Consider the following 18,953-nt stretch of genomic DNA (forward strand, 5'->3'; position numbering starts at 1 on the left):
TGAAGGAGCAATAATGAAAAAACATCATCTCACAGGCGTGCTATTCACTCTGCTGTTGAGCGTTCTGGCATTCAATTCCCATGCAGGGAACTCAGTGCTCATCTGGCCGATCGACCCCAAAATCAGTCAGAACGATAAAGCCACCGAACTGTGGCTGGAAAACCGCGGTGCCAGCACCACGCTAATGCAGGTGCGCGTATTTGGCTGGCAGCAGGTTAATGGTCAGGAGCAATATCAGACCCAGCAACAGGTGGCTGCCAGCCCGCCGATGGTGCGCATTGAACCGGGTAAACGCCAGCTGGTGCGTCTGATTAAGCAAACGCCGCCCGCCGCCGGTCAGGAAGCCGCTTATCGGGTCATTCTGGATGAAATCCCTACGCCAAAAGCACCGGGTGAAGACCAGACCGGAGTGACGCTCCAGATGCGCTATTCCGTACCATTATTTGTCTACGGCAGCGGCCTTGATCCATCGACCGCCCGCCCTGACCTCAGCTGGCGGCTGGTCAATCGCGAAGGAAAACAGGCGCTTGAAATCACTAATCGTGGTAACGCTCATGCGCGCTTAAGTAATGTCGAACTAGGGGGGAAAAAACTCGCCGGAAGCCTGCTGGGCTATGTACTGGCCAATGCCAGTAACACTTTCCCGCTGAGCAGCCCCGCCTCAGAACGTGCCGAAATCAGTGCACAACTGGAGCAAAATCAGACCTGGCGTAGCACCAGTTCCGCCGCCAGGCGATGAACAGACGCTGCCTGGGGCCGGGACGGCACCGCACTCTGATCGTGACCGGCCTGCTGACCTGCCTGTCTTCTGTGACATGCAGTGCTGAAACCTATACCTCACTGCCACCCCCGCCCGCTGCCAGCGCCGGAGGCCAGGCAGATCAGCCACAAAGCTATATGCTGGGGTTGGTGGTCAATGATGAGGATCGCGGCATGGTGGTGCCAGTGCAGTTTCGTGATGGGCATTATCTTTTGCGTGCCGCCGATCTTCAGCAGGCTGGCATCCCGAGCGCGCAAATCAACTCATCAATTATGGATGTCTCCGCTATGGATCGGGTCAAAGCGGAGTATGACCGCCAGCGCCAGCGTATCCTGATCAATGTACCGCCCGAATGGCTTCCCGAGCAGACCTTTACGGGCACCACGCATAACGGCCCCCGTTATGAAGGACGTAGCAGCAGCGGTGCGCTGTTAAATTATGACCTGTATGTCAGTCAGTCGACTGGCGGGGGTTCACGTCTGTCAGCGACAAATGAGCTGCGCCTGTTTGGCGGTTACGGCCAGTTTGTCAGCAATGGCGTTTACCAGCAGCAGCTCTCCGGCCAGACCAGCTATCTGGAAAATGGCTATATCCGTTATGACACCCACTGGTCGAATCAAAATGAAGAAAATGCCCTGGACTGGCAGGTCGGTGATCTGATCAGCGACTCGCTGGCGTGGAGTAGCAGCGTCCGCCTCGGCGGTATTCAGCTGTCGCGCGATTTATCATTGCGTCCGGATTTGGTCACGTATCCTCTGCCCTCATTTTCCGGCCAGGCCGCCGTCCCCTCTACTGTTGATCTCTTCGTCAATGGCTATAAAACCAGCAGTAATGACGTGCAGCCCGGCCCTTACTCATTGACGAATATGCCGTTTGTTAACGGCGCAGGGAATGCAGTGGTGGTCACGACCGATGCTCAGGGGCGGCGGGTCAGTACCACGCTACCGTTTTATGTCGCCAGTAACCTGTTGAAAAGTGGGCTGTCTGATTACTCTTTCTCCGCCGGGGCCCTGCGCCAGAACTACGGGGTGAAAAATTTTGATTACGGTTCAGCGGCGACCAGCGGTTCTTATCGCTACGGGCTGATCGACTGGCTGACGTTGGAAAGCCATGCCGAAGCTGCGCCGTCACTGGCACTGGGCGGCGCGGGTGTACAACTCAAACTGGGGGCATACGGCGTGGTTAACGGGGCGGTCAGCCAGAGCCAGATGCAGGGAGAGAGCGGCAGGCAGTACAGCTGGGGCTATCAGTACAGCACCAATCGTTTTAGCGTGGGTATGCAACAGACCAAACGCACCACCGGTTTTGGTAACCTCGCCCTGTATGCCGACCGTGAGAACTACAGCGACAACATCGAATACAACACGCTCAGCCGCCGTAGCGCACAGTACAATGCCAGCGTGTCGCTGGATCAGTTCGGTAGCCTGGGTGCAGCACTGATTGATATCACCAGCGGCAGCGGCGAACGAACCCGATTGCTGAATCTGTCGTGGAGCCGGACTCTGTGGGGAAACTCCAGCCTGTATGTCTCCGCCAGTCGCGACCAGCAGCAAGGCGACTGGTCCGGTGCGATTGGCCTGATGATCCCCTTCAGCGATATGACCAGCGCCAGCATCAGCGTAGAGCGTAATCAGCAGGGCGGCGCTTCAGAGCGTCTCAGCCTGTCACACTCCATGCCGACTGATGGCGGTTTTGCGTGGGATGCCTCGGTCGCCAATCAGAGCGATGGGGGCAACTACCGCCAGGGCACCCTGCGCTGGCGTAACCAGAAAGTGGAAACCTCAGCAGGCTTCTACGGCGATGACAATTACAGCACTCAATATGGTGATTTATCCGGTTCCCTGGTGCTGATGGACGGCGGCGTGTTTGCCGCTAACCAGGTGACGGATGCCTTTGTGCTGGTGAAAACGGATTACCCGGATATCAATGTGCGTTTTGAAAACCAGCTGATGGGCAAGACTGACAAAAAAGGCTACCTGCTGGTGCCCAGAGTCAGCTCCTATTATCCGGCAAAATACGATATCGACACCCTCGATCTTCCGGCCGATATGACCAGCAGCAGCGTCGAGCAGCGGCTCGTAGTGAAGCGCCAGAGCGGCTATCTGCTGCATTTCCCCATTGAGCCGTTGCGTGCGGCCAGCGTGATCCTGCATGACCAGAACGGTGAGGCGCTGCCGCTCTCCAGCGAGATCACTCGTCAGGGTCAGCAGACGGAGTATGTTGGCTGGGACGGTATTCTCTGGATGGAAAACCTGGCAGTACGCAACGCCATCCATGTACGAACCCCGGATGGACGCACCTGTGACACGGAGCTGACCGTCTCCGGTGGACGGCCTAAATCACTGACCACCTACGGCCCGCTGGTTTGTGCGCTGCCGCCGTTACCTTCAGGAAATACACCATGAGAAAACTGTTATTGCTGTGCAGCGCTATCCTGCTGATAGTGAGCACATTGCCTGCGCTGGCAGCCTGTACCACGCCGACGGTGACGGCCAGCTTTGGCCCCGTCAGCTCGTTTACCGTTAATACGGGCATTAGCACCGTCACACAAAATATTACCGTTAACTGCGGTGCCGGGGTGCTGGCGCTGTTGAGCAGCGACACCGTTAAGCTCCAGTTGACCGGTGCTACTACTGGCTCAATCATTGGTAATCGTGGCGCAATGAAACAGGGCTCGGACCTGATCCCGATACAGCTCTGTTACGACGCCGCCTGCACCACCAGCGAACTGACGATCAATGGTGCAACCTACACTATGTCGCGCTCTCAGTTGCTTGGCCTGAATATTGGCGGCACCGGTCAGGTGATTTTTAACATCCCCCTTTACCTGCGTACCGTTCCCGGCGCGGTGGTCGCGGAGGGTAACTACACCGTCACGCTGGCGGTCACGGTCAATTACGACGTCTGTACGGGCATTGGTGCGCTGGGTCTTTGCTTGCTGGGTTCACAGCAAACCGGCAGCAGCACGCAGTCTATTGTCGTGAATATTGCGATTTCCAAAGACTGCACGACGATCACCGCGCCCAACGTCAACTTTAGCAGCGCCCCTCTGGTCAGCCAGTTCAACCCCATCAGTCAGACTCTCAACGTGATCTGCACCAAAGGCAGCACCTACAGCGTTGGTATGAGCAATGGCCTGCATGCCGTTGGTACGCAGCGCTATATGACCAGCGCCGCGGGCGGTCAGCTGGCGTATGAGATTTATAAAGGATCGGGTACCACCCGCTGGGGAAGCAGTGTGGCGGCTGACCGGGTACCGAGCACTGCCGGCATCGCCAGTACGGATGGTCTCACCCGTACGTTTAGCTACAATGCGCAGGTGCTGTCCAGTCAGGCGACGCCTGTCGCTGGGACGTATAATGATACGGTGACGGTGGATTTATCGTTTTGAAGTCAAGGCCCTTAAACCGGTGAGTCACACTAACCTAAGTGATTCCCACCCGTCACACCATGCACCTCTGCCGTGACATAACTTGATTCCTGCGAAGCCAGATAAACATAAATCGGTGCCAGCTCCGCAGGCTGCCCTGCCCGCTTCATCGGCGTCTGCTGACCAAATTCCGGGATCTTATCCTGCGTCTGCCCGCCCGCTATCTGCAACGCCGTCCAGATGGGGCCCGGTGCCACACAGTTCACCCGAATACCTTTATCGATAATCTGCTTCGCCAGCGCCCGGGTATACGCGAGGATCGCCGCCTTGGTGGACGCATAATCCAGCAGATGCGCACTCGGCTGATAGGCCTGAATGGATGACGTAGTAATGATGCTGCCGCCCGCCGGCATATGGGGGATGGCCGCCTGTGTGATCCAGTAAAGCGCGAAAACGTTGGTCTCATACGTCTTGCGGAACTGCTCGGTGGTGAGGTCGGCAATGTGCTCTACCGCCACCTGTTTACCGGCGACCAGCGCCAGGATGTCCAGGCCACCCAGCAGCTCCCGGGCGTCTTCCACCAGTTTTTTGCTGAAGGCCTCATCACTGATGTCCCCCGGCAGCAGTACGGCTTTACGTCCCGCCTGCTCAACCAGCCTGGCAACCTCTTCGGCATCGCGCTGCTCATCCGGCAAATAAGAGAGCGCCACGTCCGCCCCTTCACGAGCATAGGCTATCGCCGCCGCACGGCCAATACCGGAGTCGGCACCGGTCACCAGCGCCTTACGCCCTTTCAGTCGTTCACTGCCACGATAGCTGTTTTCACCACAATCCGGCCGTGGGCGCATATCGGCCTGCACGCCCGGTGCAGGTTGACGCTGCTTCGGGTACTCAGTGGCGGGATACTGGGTGAGAGGATTCTGCATTTCATATTGGTCTGCCATGGTTCCTCCGGCTGTTGATAACAGTTTTATTCACCAATAAGGCTAGTCAGCACTCAGAGCATGTCGAGGGCGGAAACAGGGAAAACGAACCATCCTGTTGATATGCGGTACGAAAAAGAAAAATAAGAAATGCAATAAAATATAAACAAATGTGAACTGTCATTGAAGATTGCCCGAAGACGGTGCAGAAAGGTGTACAGATTTTAAACTCAACATCTCCTGTTAATTTTTGATTACCAATGTAAATAAATTGTAAATTAACAGAGTGATCGCCATCACATACATGACTGCCCTGGCAGGATAAAAACGAGAGAAACACAAAAAGGATGCGGTCATGGCGATAACCCCCCAGCTCAATACATCGCGGCAAGGCGGTGCGAAAACAATCTTCAACGTTACCAGCGGTAACTTCCTCGAAATGTACGATTTCATGGTGTTTGGCTATTACGCCACCGCCATTGCCAAAACCTTCTTCCCCGGGGATGACCCCTTCGCCTCACTGATGCTGACGCTGATGACCTTCGGCGCAGGATTTCTGATGCGTCCGCTGGGGGCAATTATCCTCGGCGCATATATTGACCAGCATGGACGTCGTAAGGGGTTACTGCTCACACTCGGGCTAATGGCGATGGGTACACTGACCATTGCGGTTGTACCGGGCTACAGCACCCTTGGCATGGCCGCCCCGATCCTGATCCTGCTGGGGCGTTTGCTCCAGGGATTCTCAGCCGGGGTCGAACTGGGCGGTGTGTCGGTGTATCTGTCAGAGATCGCGCCAAAGGGCAAAAAAGGCTTCTACGTCAGCTGGCAATCTGGCAGTCAGCAGATTGCGGTGATCTTCGCGGCACTACTGGGCCTGCTGCTTAACCATCTGCTGGATAAAGGCCAGGTGACCGAATGGGGCTGGCGCATTCCCTTCGTCATCGGCTGTATGATTGTGCCGTTCCTGTTCTGGATCCGCCGGATGCTGGAGGAGACAGAAGCCTTTAGCCAGCGTAAACATCACCCGACGATGCGTCAGATCATGCACTCGGTTGGCAGTAACTGGGCGCTGATCCTCGCCGGCATGCTGATGGTGGTCACCACCACGGTGATGTTCTATATGATCACCGCGTTTACCCCTACGTTCGGCAAAACAGTGCTGATGATGAGCGACAGAGAGAGCTTCTTTGTCACGCTGTGCGTTGGGGTCTCCAATCTGATCTGGCTGCCGCTAATGGGTTCTCTCTCTGACCGCTACGGTCGCCGCCCGCTGTTACTGCTGTTTACCGTGCTGATGATTCTTACTGCCTGGCCGGTGCTGCACTGGCTGGTCGGCTCGCCCAGCCTAACCCATCTGCTGGAAGCGGAACTGTGGCTCTCCTTCCTGTATGGCAGCTATAACGGGGCCATGGTGGTGTATCTGACGGAGGTGATGCCGGCTGAAGTGCGGGCGACGGGGTTCTCCCTGGCGTATAGCCTGGCGACTGCGCTGTTTGGCGGTTTTACACCCGCGATATGCAGCTATCTGATTCATGTTACCGGAGATAAAGCGATGCCGGGCGTATGGCTGACGATTGCCGCGCTATGCGGGCTGGCAGGCTCGTTGATGATTAAGCGGTTGGTGAAGCAGTATCAGGTACGGCGTCTGAAAGAGCCGGCGATTCAGGTATAAACGAAAGGGGCGACCAGAAATGGTCGCCCCTGCGAGATTATTTACTGACGGTTTCCATGCCCATCAGGCCAATCTTCAGATACCCGGCCTGGCGCAGTTTATCCATCACGCCCATCAGGGTTTCATAATCGACCGACTTATCCGCCTGGAAGAAAATGGTCGTGTCTTTCTTGCCTTCAGTCTGCTTAATCAGCGTATCGACCAGCGTTTCCTGCGTCACGGCATCGTTACCGATAAACAGCTGACGGTCGGCTTTGATCGACAGATACACCGGTTTTTCAGGGCGCGGCTGCGGCGAACTGGTGGACGCAGGCAGATTGACGCGCACGTCAACGGTGGCCAGTGGCGCGGCGACCATAAAGATAATCAGCAGCACCAGCATGACGTCGATAAACGGCGTCACGTTAATTTCGTGCATTTCACCGTTGCTATCGAGATCTTCGTTTAATCGCATTGCCATAATGCTTAACCTACCCGCAGTTTCTGCGCAGACTGAACGCGATGGGCACCTTCGCTGGCAGCGAGGTCAAGGTCGCGGCTCTGTAACAGCAGAACCTGTGCCGCCACATCGCCAAGTGAGGCTTTGTAGCTGCCGATCGTACGGGCAAAGACGTTATAGATCACTACCGCAGGGATCGCCGCAACCAGACCGATAGCGGTGGCCAGCAGTGCTTCAGCAATACCGGGAGCAACAACGGCCAGGTTAGTGGTCTGCGTTTTTGCAATGCCGATGAAGCTGTTCATAATGCCCCAGACCGTACCGAACAGACCGACAAACGGTGCAATCGCACCAATGGTTGCGAGGAAGCCGTTACCACGACCGGCATGACGGCTGAAAGCCGCAACGCGACGCTCAAGGCGGAAACCGGTACGCTCTTTGATGCCGGTGTTGTCGTCAGAACCGGCTGACAGTTCCAGCTCGTTTTCCGCTTCTTTCACCAACAGCGTGCTGAGACTGTGGCCTTTAAAGCTCTCACACACCTGAGAGGCTTCTTCCAGTGAACGTACATTCGCCAGCAACTGCTGCTCACGTTTCAGACGCTTACGCGCAGCGCTCAGCTCAATGCTTTTGCTGAAGAAAATAGCCCAGGTGACAACGGACGCCAACAGAAGGCCAATCATCACCGCTTTAACCACGATGTCTGCATGCTGATACATGCCCCAGACGGACAGGTCCATCTGCATCAAATCATTTGTCACGCTGTGTCTCCAACGTCAATTGCTGATAGCGAAAAATTCTATCGCGGATCATACCAAAACAGCGGGGAATTGATAGTAGTTCTCATTACTATTTACAACTTTCTGGACGTTTTATGCTCGTTTCGTTGATTACCGGAACCGACTTTCGCACTGATGGTGAATTTTCATCACTTATGCGCCTGTCGAATTTCCCCTGAACGGCTACCGTGTTAACGTTAAAAAAGGGTAAAAATGACACAGGATTTTTATGAGCAGCGAAAAAATTGAAACGGCACTGATTCGTGCCGGACGTAGCAAACGTTATACCCAGGGATCCGTAAACACAGTGATTCAGCGTGCTTCTTCACTGGTATTCGATACGGTTGCCGACAAAAAACGGGCCACTGCCGGACGGGCAGACGGCGAGCTGTTTTACGGGCGCCGTGGCACCCTGACCCACTTTTCATTGCAGGAAGCGATGACCGAGCTGGAAGGCGGTGCCGGCTGTGCACTCTACCCTTGCGGTGCGGCAGCGGTGGCCAATGCTATCCTCGCCTTTGTTTCCGCCGGGGATAATGTGCTGATGAGCGGCAGCGTCTATGAGCCAACGCAGGATTTCTGCACCAAAATCCTGAGTAAAATGAATGTGAGCACCACCTGGTTTGATCACACCATCGGCAGCGAGATCGCCGAAAAGGTGCAACCCAATACGCGTGTGGTGTTTCTGGAGTCTCCGGCGTCGATCACCATGGAAGTGCAGGACGTTCCGGCGATCGTTGCGGCAATCCGCAGCAAAGCTCCCGACGCGATCATTATGATCGACAACACCTGGGGCGCAGGCATTTTGTTCCGCGCACTGGATTTTGGCGTGGATATCTCCATTCAGGCGGGCACCAAATATCTGATTGGTCATTCCGATGCGATGATTGGCACCGCCGTCGCGAATGCACGCTGCTGGGAACAGCTGCGGGAAAACTCCTATCTGATGGGGCAAATGGTCGATGCCGATACGGCTTATATGGCCAGCCGTGGCCTGCGCACCCTGGCGGTGCGTCTGCGCCAGCATGAAGAGAGCAGCCTGCGCGTGGCGCACTGGCTGGCAGAGCGTCCTGAAGTGGCGGTGGTCAATCACCCGGCGCTGCCGCAGTGCAAAGGTCATGCTTTCTGGAAGCGTGATTTCACCGGCAGCAGCGGCCTGTTCTCCTTTGTGCTAAAGGAAAAACTGAGCCATACGCAACTGGCACATTACCTCGACCACTTCACTCACTTCAGTATGGCGTACTCCTGGGGCGGCTATGAATCATTGATTCTGGCTAACCAGCCGGAAGAACTCGCGGCGATCCGTCCGGCGGGCGGTGTGGATTTCACCGGTACGCTGGTGCGCCTGCATATCGGGCTGGAAAACGTGGACGATTTGATTGATGACCTGGCCGCCGGTTTTGCCCGCCTGAGCCGCTGAATCCCCGAAACCTCAACAATTGATCAATGGCGTCTCGGGTTCGCGCCTTTGATCAAGGTGTTGGCACTCATTTACAGTTACACTAAGCAACGAAGTTTCGATAGCCAGAATAATGGGTGTTTTCTATAGCCAACGAGCTGGCGCTACAGCAAGGCGCCAGGTATGAAGGCGAAGCGGTCACGGGATAAAGAATGAGTGTACTACACGAGATTGTTCAGGCGCTCTGGCATCAGGATTTTGCCGCGCTGGCCAATCCGGATGTAATTTGGATCGTTTACGGGATTATGTTCCTGACGTTGTTCTTAGAAAATGGCCTGTTGCCCGCCGCATTTTTGCCGGGTGACAGCCTGCTGCTGCTGGCAGGTGCCATGATCGCCAAAGGCGTGATGACATTTATTCCGACGCTGCTGATTCTGACCACGGCCGCCAGTCTGGGCTGCTGGCTGGGCTATATTCAGGGACGCTGGCTGGGGAATACCCGGCTGGTCAAAGGCTGGTTACTGCATCTGCCCGCACAGTATCATCAACGCGCATGGCATCTGTTTAATCGTCACGGTCTGATGGCGTTACTGGTAGGGCGTTTTCTGGCCTTCGTGCGCACAATTCTGCCAACGCTGGCGGGGATTTCGGGCCTGAAAAACGGCCGTTTTCAGCTATTCAACTGGCTGAGTGGCCTGCTATGGGTCACGATTCTGGTGGGCTTTGGCTACAGTATCAGTCAGGTGCCGTTTATTAAACGCCATGAAGATCAGGTGATGGCCTGCCTGATGGTTCTGCCGCTGGTGATGCTCTCGATTGGTTTAGTCGGCAGTATTGCGCTGGTCGTGAAAGGCAAAAAAGCCCGGTAAGACCGGGCTTTTTGATCAACGGGGCAACAGCGGTTGCTCTTCCCCGTCATAGTGCGTTTTACAGCTGTTCTGCCGTCTTTTCAACCAGCGCCAGCAGGGTTTTAATATCCTGCAAGGTGACCGTTGGGTTCAGTAACGTCATCTTCAGGCAGGTTACCCCGTCCGATTCCGTCACACCCACGTTGGCACGGCCCGAATCCAGCAAGGCATCACCAATTTTCTGGTTGATCAGTGCAATCGCCGCGTCATCGGCAGTCGCCAGCGACGCCGGACGATAGCGGAACAATACGCTCGCCAGCTGTGGCTGCATCACCAGCTCCAGTGATGGCTGCTCAGTGACATACTGCGCCACGTCTTGTGCCAGCGTCACACCGTGATCGATGATTTCAGCGTACTGCTGCTGACCTAATGCTTCCAGCCCCATCCACAGTTTTAACGCATCAAAACGGCGCGTGGTCTGCAAGGATTTGGACACCAGATTCGGCACGCCCTGCGCTTCGTCGAACTCTGAGTTCAGGTAAGCCGCCTGGTAACGCATCAGCTCATAGTGACGGGCTTCTTTCAACAGGAACGCCCCGCAGCTGATGGTCTGGAAGAACTGCTTGTGGAAGTCCAGGGTAATGGAATCCACCAGCTCAATGCCGTCCAGGTAGTCGCGGTATTTCTCAGACAGCAACAGCGCGCCGCCCCATGCCGCATCCACGTGCACCCAGATTTTATGCTGTGCCGCCAGTTCAGCAATCGCCCGCAGCGGGTCGATAGCGCCCGCATCGGTGGTGCCTGCTGTCGCCACAATCGCCAGAATCTGTTCGCCATTAGCCTGCGCCTGCGCGACTTTCTCAGCTAAGTCGTTGATGTCCATCCGCGCAAAGCGGTCGGTTTTCACCAGCGTCACGGAGCGGTAACCCAGCCCCATCAGCGCCATATTTTTCTGCACGGAGAAGTGGGCGTTCTCAGAACACAGCACTTTGATCTTGCTCAGGTCGCCTGGCAGGCCATCCTGCTGAACAGAGTGGCCCCTGGCGGCAAAGAAAGCATCACGTGCCAGCATCAGGCCCATCAGATTGCTCTGGGTGCCGCCACTGGTGAAGACGCCCGCATCACCCGCCTGATAGCCTACCTGAGTACGCAGCCATTCAATCAGCTTCATCTCAATGATGGTGGCTGACGGGCTTTGATCCCAGGAGTCCATGCTCTGGTTGGTGGCGTTGATCAGGACTTCAGCCGCCTGGCTCACCACCAGGCTTGGGCAATGAAGGTGAGCGACGCACTGTGGGTGATGCACCGACAGGCTGTCTTTTAAGAAGAACTCAACCGCACGCTCAATGGCGGCCTGGTTGCCCAGACCCTGAGAAGTAAAGTCCAGTTGGATACGTTCACGCAGCTCAGCAACACTTTTACCCTGATACATCTCAGGCTGCTGCAGCCACTGCACGACGGCTTCACTGGTCTGTTTGATCGCTTGCTGGTACGCATCGGTGCTTTGCACCGAGGCGGCCAGAATCGGGTTTAACCGGGACATCAACTTACTCCAGTTAAGACTGTTTAACGCCAGCAGACAGCAGGGCGTGTTCAAATTTATCCAGGAAAATACCCAGCTCTTCCTGGGTGATCAACAGAGATGGCAACAGACGCAGCACACAACCGTTACGCCCACCACGCTCCAGGATCAGACCGTTTTCGAAGCATTTTTTCTGGATCAGCGCAGACAGATCGCCATCAGCCGGGTAGCAACCCATATGATCTGGCGCTTCCTGTGGCTTCACGAATTCGATACCGATCATCAGGCCCAGGCCACGAATATGGCCGATGGCCGGATAACGTGTTTGCAGCTCAGCCAGTTTGCCTTTCAGCCACTCGCCCTGCTGCGCCACTTTATCGGCAACGTTGTTGTTTTTCAGGATCTTCAGCGTGGTCAGGCCGGTTGCCATCGCCAGCTGGTTGCCACGGAAGGTGCCGGTGTGGTGGCCAGGAGACCAGGCATCGAATTTCTTCTTAATGCCCAACACCGCCAGTGGCAGACCGCCGCCGACCGCTTTAGACATCACGATGATGTCCGGCTGAATGCCCGCGTGTTCAAAGGCGAAGAATTTACCAGTACGGGCAAAGCCAGCCTGAACTTCATCAATGATCAGCAGAATGCCGTGCTCTTCGGTCACTTTACGGATGCGTTGCAGCCACTCAACCGGCGCCGGGTTCACCCCGCCTTCGCCCTGCACCGCTTCCAGGATCACGGCTGCAGGTTTGCGCACACCGCTCTCAACGTCGTTGATCAGGTTTTCGAAGTAGTAAGTTAATGCTTTTACGCCAGCATCACCGCCAATGCCCAGCGGGCAACGGTACAGATGTGGGTAAGGCATAAACTGCACTTCTGGCATCATACCATCGACGGCTTCTTTCGGTGACAGGTTACCCGTCACAGACAATGCGCCGTGGGTCATACCGTGATAGCCACCGGAGAAGCTGATCACACCGGCACGACCGGTAACTTTTTTCGCCAGCTTCAGCGCAGCTTCTACCGCATCCGCACCGGAAGGACCGGTGAACTGCAGGCAGTACTCTTTACCTTGCTCTGGCAGTAATGACAGCAGGTATTCTGAGAACTGATCTTTCAACGGCGTGGTCAGGTCTAGAGTATGTAACGGCAAGCCGCTGGTAATGACATTCTGGATGCTCTGTAAAACGTCCGGATGGTTATGTCCAAGGGCCAGCGTTCCCGCGCCAGCAAGGCAGTCAAGATATTGATTATTCTCAACATCTGTAATCCAAACACCCTGAGCTTTCGCAATTGCAAACGGCAATTTGCGCGGATAGCTCCTTACATTAGATTCAAACTCGGCCTGTCTGGCCAAATAGGTCTCATTGTTTCCATCAAAAGATTTGGCATCTAAAGCATCAATACGGACTTTATCCGTCATCATATCTCTCCTACAACCGGGGGTGTCAGTCACGCCGCAGTTGAATTAATTGAATTAAAGTAAATGGGTACCCTGCATAAAACGCGGCCAATATATGGCTTTTTAACCATCTTCTCAATAATTTATTTTATTTAGATTTTCTTACTATTTATCAATACGTTGTTGTTTTTTTGGCCCGTAAACCTTTGATATAATGCCCCCTGCCGGATCTGACGGCTATCCCACCTGGCGCATCCGCATCATTTCTTCCCCTGGCGTGACGCCAAAATAGCGCTTAAATTCGCGTGAAAACTGCGACGGACTCTCATATCCCACCTTAATGGCGGCCACGCTGGCCTTCATGCCTTCCTGCAACATCATCATGCGCGCCTGGTGCAGGCGATAGCTTTTCAGATACTGCAACGGTGAGGTGCTGGTGACCGCTTTGAAGTTATGATGAAACGCAGACACACTCATATTGGCTTCGGCGGCCAACAGGTCCACGCTCAGGCTGTCGGTAAAATGGTGCTCAATACGCCGTAAGGCACGGGCAATCTGGCTGAACTGCGTCTGCCGACTGACCAGCGCCAGCAGCGCGCCGCCGCACGGTCCTTGCAGGACGTGATAGAGAATTTCCCGCACTATCTGCGGCCCCAACACGCGGGCATCGCGCGGGTGGCTCATCACATCCAGCAGGCGCTCGGTGGCGCACAGCATCTCTTCCGTCAGCAGCGCGGAGTGGATTCCGCGCGTTTGCGGTTCCGGATGGAAGCCATCGTCTTCACCGATATCAATCAGCAGATCCTGTAGCTTCAGCGCATCTACGCGCAGTGACAATCCCGCCAGCGGCAGCTCCGGTGTCGCAAAGGTTTCGCATTCAAACGGCAGCGGGACGGTCAGCATCAGATATTTGGTGGCGTCATACTGGAACTCGCTGTTACCGAGGTAACCCGTTTTCTGCCCCTGAAACAGGATCACAATGGCGGGCTGGTACATCACCGGCTGACGTGCCCAGTAGCGATCGGCGTACATTAGCGTGATGCCCGGCACCGGAGCCAGTCGTTCTTTATCGCCCGTCACCAGGCCGATGACCTGTTGCGCCAGTCGGGCGCAGATTGCCTGTCGATCCATTATTGCTCCCCATTTACCGAAAGAAACCCGGCGCTATCATCGCCCGCACATTGCCATTTCTCCAGCCTTTTGGAGAATCAGGCAAGAAACAGGCAGGAATGTGCATTGAGCCAACAGCACCTTGTGGTGACAATTGAAGCGACTCTTCAGACAATGCCCCACTCACCAGGACTGTCATCGATGAATAATTTTTTACTGCATACTCCCACCCGTATTCTGTTTGGTCAGGGGCAGATCGCCCATTTAGCCGCTGAAATTCCTGCTGACAGCAAAGTGCTGATCACCTTCGGCGGCGGCAGCGTGAAGAAAAATGGCGTGATGGATCAGGTGTACAGTGCGCTTGAAGGCTTTGACGTACGGGAATTTGGCGGTATTGAACCGAACCCCAGCTTCGAAACACTGATGCAGGCCGTTGACGTGGTTAAACGTGAAAACATCACCTTCCTGCTGGCGGTGGGCGGCGGTTCGGTGCTGGACGGCACTAAATTTATCGCCGCTGCTGCTTTCTACCCGCAAGATCCGTGGCACATCCTGCAAACCGGCGGCGCGGAGATCCATAAAGCGCTGCCGATTGGTTCGGTGCTCACACTGCCTGCAACCGGATCGGAATCGAACCGCAGCGCGGTGATCACCCGCCGTTCCACCCACGACAAACAGGCATTTCGCAATAATCATGTGTTCCCGCGCTTCGCCGTACTCGACCCGGTGTATACCTACAGCCTGCCACCGCGCCAGATTGCCAACGGCGTGGTCGATGCCTTTGTGCATACCATCGAGCAGTACCTGACTTATCCGGTCGATGCCCGGGTGCAGGATCGTTTTGCCGAAGGCCTGCTGCTGACGCTGATGGAAGAAGGCCCGAAAGCCCTGGCCGAGCCGGAAAATTACGCGGTGCGCGCCAATGTGATGTGGAGCGCCACCATGGCCCTGAATGGCCTGATTGGTGCCGGGGTGCCGCAGGACTGGGCGACCCATATGCTCGGCCACGAACTGACCGCGCTGCACGGGCTGGATCATGCACAGACACTGGCAATTGTGCTGCCTTCGTTGATGAACATTAAGCGTGATACCAAGCGTGAGAAACTGTTGCAGTTCGCCGCCCGCATCTGGGGCCTGCACGATGGCAGTGATGATCAACGTATCGATGGCGCGATTGCCGCCACCCGCAGCTTCTTCGAGCAGATGGGTGTACCGACGCGCTTTAGCGACTACCAGCTCGACGGTTCTTCCATTCCGCAACTGCTCAAGAAACTGGAAGAAAAAGGCCTGACCGCGCTGGGTGAACGCCAGGACATCACGCTGGACGTCAGCCGTCAGATTTATCTGGATGCCCGTTAATCCCCTCCCGTTGTCTGTGTATCAACTAGACTTAGAGCCATCAACCGGTGCCCGCGCACCGGTTCACTCGCTGATAAGGAGATAACATGGCAGATCAACCAATCATTAAACTGCACGATGGCAATATGATGCCGCAGCTCGGACTGGGTGTCTGGCAGGCCAGCATTGATGAGGCTCGGGCCGCCGCCGTTAAGGCGTTATCCGTGGGTTATCGTTCCATTGATACCGCTGCAATTTATAAAAATGAGGAAGGCATTGGCCAGGCATTACAGGAAACCGATGTCGCCCGCGATGATATCTTCGTGACCACCAAACTGTGGAATGACGATCAGCTCAACGCCCCACAGGCGCTGGAAACCAGCCTGAAAAAATTGCAGCTGGAGAGCGTCGATCTCTATCTGATGCACTGGCCTTGCCCGGGGAAGAACAACTTTGTTGCGGCCTGGCAGGCGATGATTGAGCTGCAAAAGCAGGGGCTGACCAAAAGTATTGGCGTATGTAATTTCAACGAGCCACACCTGAAGCGCCTGCTGGATGAGACAGGGGTCAGCCCGGTGATTAACCAGGTTGAACTGCACCCGATGCTGCAACAGCGCACCCTGCATGCGTGGAATGCGCTGCATCAGATTCAGACCGAATCCTGGAGCCCGCTGGCACAGGGCGGTAAAGGCGTATTCGATCAGGATGTGATTAAACAGCTGGCGAAAAAGTACGACAAAACCCCGGCGCAGATTGTCATCCGCTGGCATCTGGACAGTGGGCTGGTGGTGATCCCGAAATCGGTCACGCCGTCGCGTATTGAGGAGAATTTCAAGGTGTTCGATTTCCGCCTGCAAAAAACGGAGATCAGTGAGATTGCCGCGCTGGATCAGGGTAATCGACTGGGGCCGGACCCGGATGAATTGAATTAGTATTCCGTCATTTCGTATTATCTGTCACGGGCGAGGCATGCCTCGCCCCTACAAAAGCGCGAAACGTTAAAAACTACCTTGCCCGACCTGAACGGCGGGATTCACCGCCAGCTGCCCCGCCGTGCCACGATCCGCCATCTCCAGCGTCTGGCTGTAATAGGTAAACGGGAAATGCTCTGATGATGCCTGAGTAAAGGAGACAAACAGCTCGACGTCGCCATCCACCCACAGTGTATCTTTCCAGCCGCGATCTTCTGCCATCGGCTGTGCGCCATTCACGCTCTTGATCAGGAACATCACGCCCTGAATATGGAACGACTGCGGCATATCAGCATGAATAACCCAGCGCTCAAAACTGCCCTGCTGTGCCTGCACGTCAATGCGCGTCATATCCCACAGCGCGCCGTTAATGCCGGGCATTGAATCCCCCAAACGGAACTCGCGCGTGCGGCTGACAGCACCCTCGATCATCTGATCGGCCAGCAGACGCATCGGTAAGTTATCCGTCACTAACGGCAGCAGCCCGGTCGGGCGCAGGGTCAGGATCAGCGTTGAGGTCAGAATGGAAGAAGGTTCAAAGAAACCGCGCAGACGGTCGACAATCCCGGCGGCTTCCCCGGCGGTAATCGAGACTTCATCGCCCTGGGACATATCAACAAGGATTTCACGTCGTTCGCCAGGCGCCAGCGACAGCTGTTCAACCGCTACGGGTGCGGGCAGGAAGCCCTGATCGCTGGCAATCACATTAAACGGGCGGCTGTCACTCATGCGCAGCTGATAGCGGCGAGCGTTAGAAGCATTCAGCAGACGCAAACGCACCCAGCCTCGTGAGACTTCGAGAAATGGATTCTGTACGCCATTCACCAACAGCGTATCGCCAATAAACCCGCCATTACCCGGTGGGTCATACTCCGGTGCACCAAAATTATCCAGCCGCTTGTCCTGAATAATCAGTGGAAAATCGTCCACGCCGTAGTGATTGGGGATAGGTAAGGACTTACTCACTTCATCCTCGACCAGCCACATCCCGGCCAGGCCGTTGTAGACGTGCGGAGCCATGCGATTAGGCGTGTTGGCATGATACCAGCAGGTGGAGGCCGCCTGACGGATCGGCACCACCGGCGCCCAGTCAACACCCGGCGACATCATACGCGCCGCGCCGCCCATCAGCACACCCGGCACCTGCAGGCCGCTCACCGTCATCGACACCGGTTCATTCAGACGGTTGCTGTAGATCAGCTTAACGTCATCCCCGTTCCAGACGCGTACCGTTGGGCCAAGATAGAGACCATTCATTCCCCATACCGGCACTTTATTGCTGCCGTTAAAGGCCCAATGGCTGCGTTGCAACGTCAGGAACAGCGGCTGCCCGCGACGTGACTCGATCAGTGGCGGGACCGGTAACGGATTGCCCTGCCCGGCACCCGCAGCACGGGCACGTAAGGGAAGAGTAGAAGCACAGAGGGCAATGCCTGAGGCTTGAATAAACTGACGACGACTGAAGGACATACCCACTCCGTAAGTCAAAACGGCCGCCGCAGCGACGCTATTCCATTTTTTATCATTATGCGCGGGCTGTGTTTCCGCGTGATGTGCTGTCGTAAAGAGAGGACAGCGTGGCCGGATCACCGGCCACTCCGTTAATTTATAGCTTACCTGACGCTTCGCGTGCAGCGACTTCGGCATTTAACTCATCCAGCTTCGCCGACATCAGTTCACGACAGTGTGTCGCCAGCTTGCGCACGGACTGCTCGGCAAAGGCCTGGGTATCAACCGGCGGCAGCATTTCAACAATCGCCAGCCCGTTCTTCAACCGGTTCAGTTCGATTTTGCCGTGAATATTCGACACCACGATCGGAATAATGGGCACACCAGCCGCAACCGCCGCATGGAAGGCACCCGTCTTGAATGGCAGCAGGCCACGACCGCGGCTGCGTGTCCCTTCCGGGAACATCAGGAAGGAGATCCTTTTACGTTTAAACTGATCCACCAGTTCACCAATAGTACCGTGTGCTTTGGCGCGGTTATCACGGTCAATCAGCAGGTTACCTGTCAGCCAGTAGAGCAGACCAAAGAAAGGCACCCACAGCAGGCTGCGCTTACCGACAGTGACCGTTGTTGGCTGCACCATGCTGGCCGCCGTGATCATGTCGTAATTGTTCTGATGGTTACAGATATAAATCGCGTTCGGGTAGTTTTCAGCGCCCTCTGGCTTGCGCAGCTCCACCTTCAGACCGAATATCGGTGCCAGACGACCAAACAGATGACCAAAGGTAGCAACATGGCGCGGATCGCGCGGCCTGAACAGACAACAGTAGATACAGCCAAACACACACAACAGGATCGAATACATCACCACGATGATGATACGTAGAAGAGAAAGCATCACTACCTCGTTTTTACTTACAGGTCACACACCGGACAGGTCCATGCGCACTCATGCTTATTATATTTTTTGGGAA

16 protein-coding genes are annotated in these 18,953 nt (G+C 55.6%); 8 read left to right on the forward strand and 8 right to left on the reverse strand.

The genetic code is table 11. The features are described from left to right. The first annotated feature begins 13 nt into the window (after nucleotides 1-13). The 3 genes from WH277_RS27470 to WH277_RS27480 are packed head-to-tail and all read left to right on the forward strand — an operon-like array spanning nucleotide 14 to nucleotide 4,151. Nucleotides 14-739, forward strand: coding sequence for a fimbrial biogenesis chaperone (locus WH277_RS27470; RefSeq protein WP_133843785.1), 726 nt, complete (start codon nucleotides 14-16; stop codon nucleotides 737-739). Beyond that, a complete protein-coding gene (locus WH277_RS27475; protein WP_339507451.1) occupies nucleotides 736-3,165 on the forward strand; it encodes a fimbria/pilus outer membrane usher protein in 2,430 nt (809 codons plus the stop codon). Before WH277_RS27470 ends, WH277_RS27475 begins: the two co-directional genes overlap by 4 nt. Continuing rightward, nucleotides 3,162-4,151, forward strand: a complete 990-nt coding sequence (locus WH277_RS27480; RefSeq protein ID WP_133843789.1) for a Csu type fimbrial protein — start codon at nucleotides 3,162-3,164, stop codon at nucleotides 4,149-4,151. Before WH277_RS27475 ends, WH277_RS27480 begins: the two co-directional genes overlap by 4 nt. Nucleotides 4,152-4,180: 29 nt before the next feature. Here the strand turns inward: WH277_RS27480 and WH277_RS27485 are convergent, their stop codons facing one another. Then, a complete protein-coding gene (locus WH277_RS27485) occupies nucleotides 4,181-5,074 on the reverse strand; it encodes an SDR family oxidoreductase (protein ID WP_133843791.1) in 894 nt (297 codons plus the stop codon). Nucleotides 5,075-5,408: 334 nt separating this feature from the next. Here WH277_RS27485 and WH277_RS27490 point away from each other — a divergent pair, with 334 nt between their 5' ends. Continuing rightward, nucleotides 5,409-6,728, forward strand: a complete 1,320-nt coding sequence (locus tag WH277_RS27490) for an MFS transporter (protein WP_133843793.1) — start codon at nucleotides 5,409-5,411, stop codon at nucleotides 6,726-6,728. A 37-nt stretch (nucleotides 6,729-6,765) separates the two neighbouring features. Here WH277_RS27490 and exbD read toward each other — a convergent pair whose 3' ends face one another. Both exbD and exbB read right to left on the reverse strand, forming a co-directional pair. After that, complete coding sequence (exbD, locus tag WH277_RS27495; protein ID WP_133843795.1) at nucleotides 6,766-7,188, reverse strand: TonB system transport protein ExbD; 423 nt, start codon at nucleotides 7,186-7,188, stop codon at nucleotides 6,766-6,768. A 5-nt stretch (nucleotides 7,189-7,193) separates the two neighbouring features. Next, nucleotides 7,194-7,928 carry a tol-pal system-associated acyl-CoA thioesterase gene (exbB, locus tag WH277_RS27500; RefSeq protein WP_159337358.1) on the reverse strand — a complete coding sequence of 245 codons (735 nt, stop codon included), beginning with the start codon at nucleotides 7,926-7,928 and terminating at the stop codon, nucleotides 7,194-7,196. A gap of 247 nt (nucleotides 7,929-8,175) precedes the next feature. Between exbB and metC the strand changes: the two genes are divergently transcribed. After that, nucleotides 8,176-9,366, forward strand: a complete 1,191-nt coding sequence (gene metC / locus WH277_RS27505) for a cystathionine beta-lyase (protein ID WP_133843799.1) — start codon at nucleotides 8,176-8,178, stop codon at nucleotides 9,364-9,366. A gap of 191 nt (nucleotides 9,367-9,557) precedes the next feature. Further along, complete coding sequence (locus tag WH277_RS27510; RefSeq protein WP_133843801.1) at nucleotides 9,558-10,214, forward strand: DedA family protein; 657 nt, start codon at nucleotides 9,558-9,560, stop codon at nucleotides 10,212-10,214. 58 nt (nucleotides 10,215-10,272) lie between these two features. Here the strand turns inward: WH277_RS27510 and WH277_RS27515 are convergent, their stop codons facing one another. The 3 genes from WH277_RS27515 to WH277_RS27525 form a co-directional block, all read right to left on the reverse strand. Then, a complete protein-coding gene (locus WH277_RS27515) occupies nucleotides 10,273-11,736 on the reverse strand; it encodes a pyridoxal phosphate-dependent decarboxylase family protein (RefSeq protein ID WP_212813692.1) in 1,464 nt (487 codons plus the stop codon). Between the two features lie 13 nt (nucleotides 11,737-11,749). Continuing rightward, complete coding sequence (locus WH277_RS27520; RefSeq protein WP_133844234.1) at nucleotides 11,750-13,132, reverse strand: diaminobutyrate--2-oxoglutarate transaminase; 1,383 nt, start codon at nucleotides 13,130-13,132, stop codon at nucleotides 11,750-11,752. Nucleotides 13,133-13,348: 216 nt separating this feature from the next. Then, nucleotides 13,349-14,242: an AraC family transcriptional regulator gene (locus WH277_RS27525; RefSeq protein ID WP_133843805.1), complete on the reverse strand. Its 894-nt coding sequence runs from the start codon at nucleotides 14,240-14,242 to the stop codon at nucleotides 13,349-13,351. A 180-nt stretch (nucleotides 14,243-14,422) separates the two neighbouring features. On the opposite strand from WH277_RS27525, the gene yqhD reads away from it, so the two are divergent. Together yqhD and dkgA are read left to right on the forward strand one after the other, a co-directional pair. Beyond that, nucleotides 14,423-15,580 (forward strand): alcohol dehydrogenase, encoded by a 1,158-nt coding sequence (gene yqhD, locus WH277_RS27530; protein WP_212813690.1) that lies wholly within the window; start codon nucleotides 14,423-14,425, stop codon nucleotides 15,578-15,580. An 86-nt stretch (nucleotides 15,581-15,666) separates the two neighbouring features. Then, nucleotides 15,667-16,491 (forward strand): 2,5-didehydrogluconate reductase DkgA, encoded by an 825-nt coding sequence (gene dkgA / locus WH277_RS27535; RefSeq protein WP_133843809.1) that lies wholly within the window; start codon nucleotides 15,667-15,669, stop codon nucleotides 16,489-16,491. 66 nt (nucleotides 16,492-16,557) lie between these two features. Here dkgA and ftsP read toward each other — a convergent pair whose 3' ends face one another. Both ftsP and WH277_RS27545 read right to left on the reverse strand, forming a co-directional pair. Next, nucleotides 16,558-18,000 (reverse strand): cell division protein FtsP, encoded by a 1,443-nt coding sequence (gene ftsP / locus WH277_RS27540; RefSeq protein WP_133843811.1) that lies wholly within the window; start codon nucleotides 17,998-18,000, stop codon nucleotides 16,558-16,560. A gap of 136 nt (nucleotides 18,001-18,136) precedes the next feature. Beyond that, a complete protein-coding gene (locus tag WH277_RS27545) occupies nucleotides 18,137-18,877 on the reverse strand; it encodes a 1-acylglycerol-3-phosphate O-acyltransferase (protein WP_133843813.1) in 741 nt (246 codons plus the stop codon). Between the last annotated feature and the right edge of the window lie 76 nt (nucleotides 18,878-18,953).

The organism is Erwinia sp. MYb416 (assembly GCF_037479575.1).
In the GTDB taxonomy this organism is placed as follows: domain Bacteria; phylum Pseudomonadota; class Gammaproteobacteria; order Enterobacterales; family Enterobacteriaceae; genus Erwinia; species Erwinia rhapontici.

What these genes read in the sequence shown, in the direction of transcription:
- WH277_RS27470 (WP_133843785.1), top strand. Translation starts at nt 14, where the DNA reads ATGAAAAAACATCATCTCACAGGCGTGCTATTCACTCTGCTGTTGAGC.
- WH277_RS27475 (WP_339507451.1), top strand. Translation starts at nt 736, where the DNA reads ATGAACAGACGCTGCCTGGGGCCGGGACGGCACCGCACTCTGATCGTG.
- WH277_RS27480 (WP_133843789.1), top strand. Translation starts at nt 3,162, where the DNA reads ATGAGAAAACTGTTATTGCTGTGCAGCGCTATCCTGCTGATAGTGAGC.
- WH277_RS27485 (WP_133843791.1), bottom strand. Translation starts at nt 5,074, where the DNA reads ATGGCAGACCAATATGAAATGCAGAATCCTCTCACCCAGTATCCCGCC.
- WH277_RS27490 (WP_133843793.1), top strand. Translation starts at nt 5,409, where the DNA reads ATGGCGATAACCCCCCAGCTCAATACATCGCGGCAAGGCGGTGCGAAA.
- exbD (WP_133843795.1), bottom strand. Translation starts at nt 7,188, where the DNA reads ATGGCAATGCGATTAAACGAAGATCTCGATAGCAACGGTGAAATGCAC.
- metC (WP_133843799.1), top strand. Translation starts at nt 8,176, where the DNA reads ATGAGCAGCGAAAAAATTGAAACGGCACTGATTCGTGCCGGACGTAGC.
- WH277_RS27510 (WP_133843801.1), top strand. Translation starts at nt 9,558, where the DNA reads ATGAGTGTACTACACGAGATTGTTCAGGCGCTCTGGCATCAGGATTTT.
- WH277_RS27515 (WP_212813692.1), bottom strand. Translation starts at nt 11,736, where the DNA reads ATGTCCCGGTTAAACCCGATTCTGGCCGCCTCGGTGCAAAGCACCGAT.
- WH277_RS27520 (WP_133844234.1), bottom strand. Translation starts at nt 13,132, where the DNA reads ATGACGGATAAAGTCCGTATTGATGCTTTAGATGCCAAATCTTTTGAT.
- WH277_RS27525 (WP_133843805.1), bottom strand. Translation starts at nt 14,242, where the DNA reads ATGGATCGACAGGCAATCTGCGCCCGACTGGCGCAACAGGTCATCGGC.
- yqhD (WP_212813690.1), top strand. Translation starts at nt 14,423, where the DNA reads ATGAATAATTTTTTACTGCATACTCCCACCCGTATTCTGTTTGGTCAG.
- dkgA (WP_133843809.1), top strand. Translation starts at nt 15,667, where the DNA reads ATGGCAGATCAACCAATCATTAAACTGCACGATGGCAATATGATGCCG.
- ftsP (WP_133843811.1), bottom strand. Translation starts at nt 18,000, where the DNA reads ATGTCCTTCAGTCGTCGTCAGTTTATTCAAGCCTCAGGCATTGCCCTC.
- WH277_RS27545 (WP_133843813.1), bottom strand. Translation starts at nt 18,877, where the DNA reads ATGCTTTCTCTTCTACGTATCATCATCGTGGTGATGTATTCGATCCTG.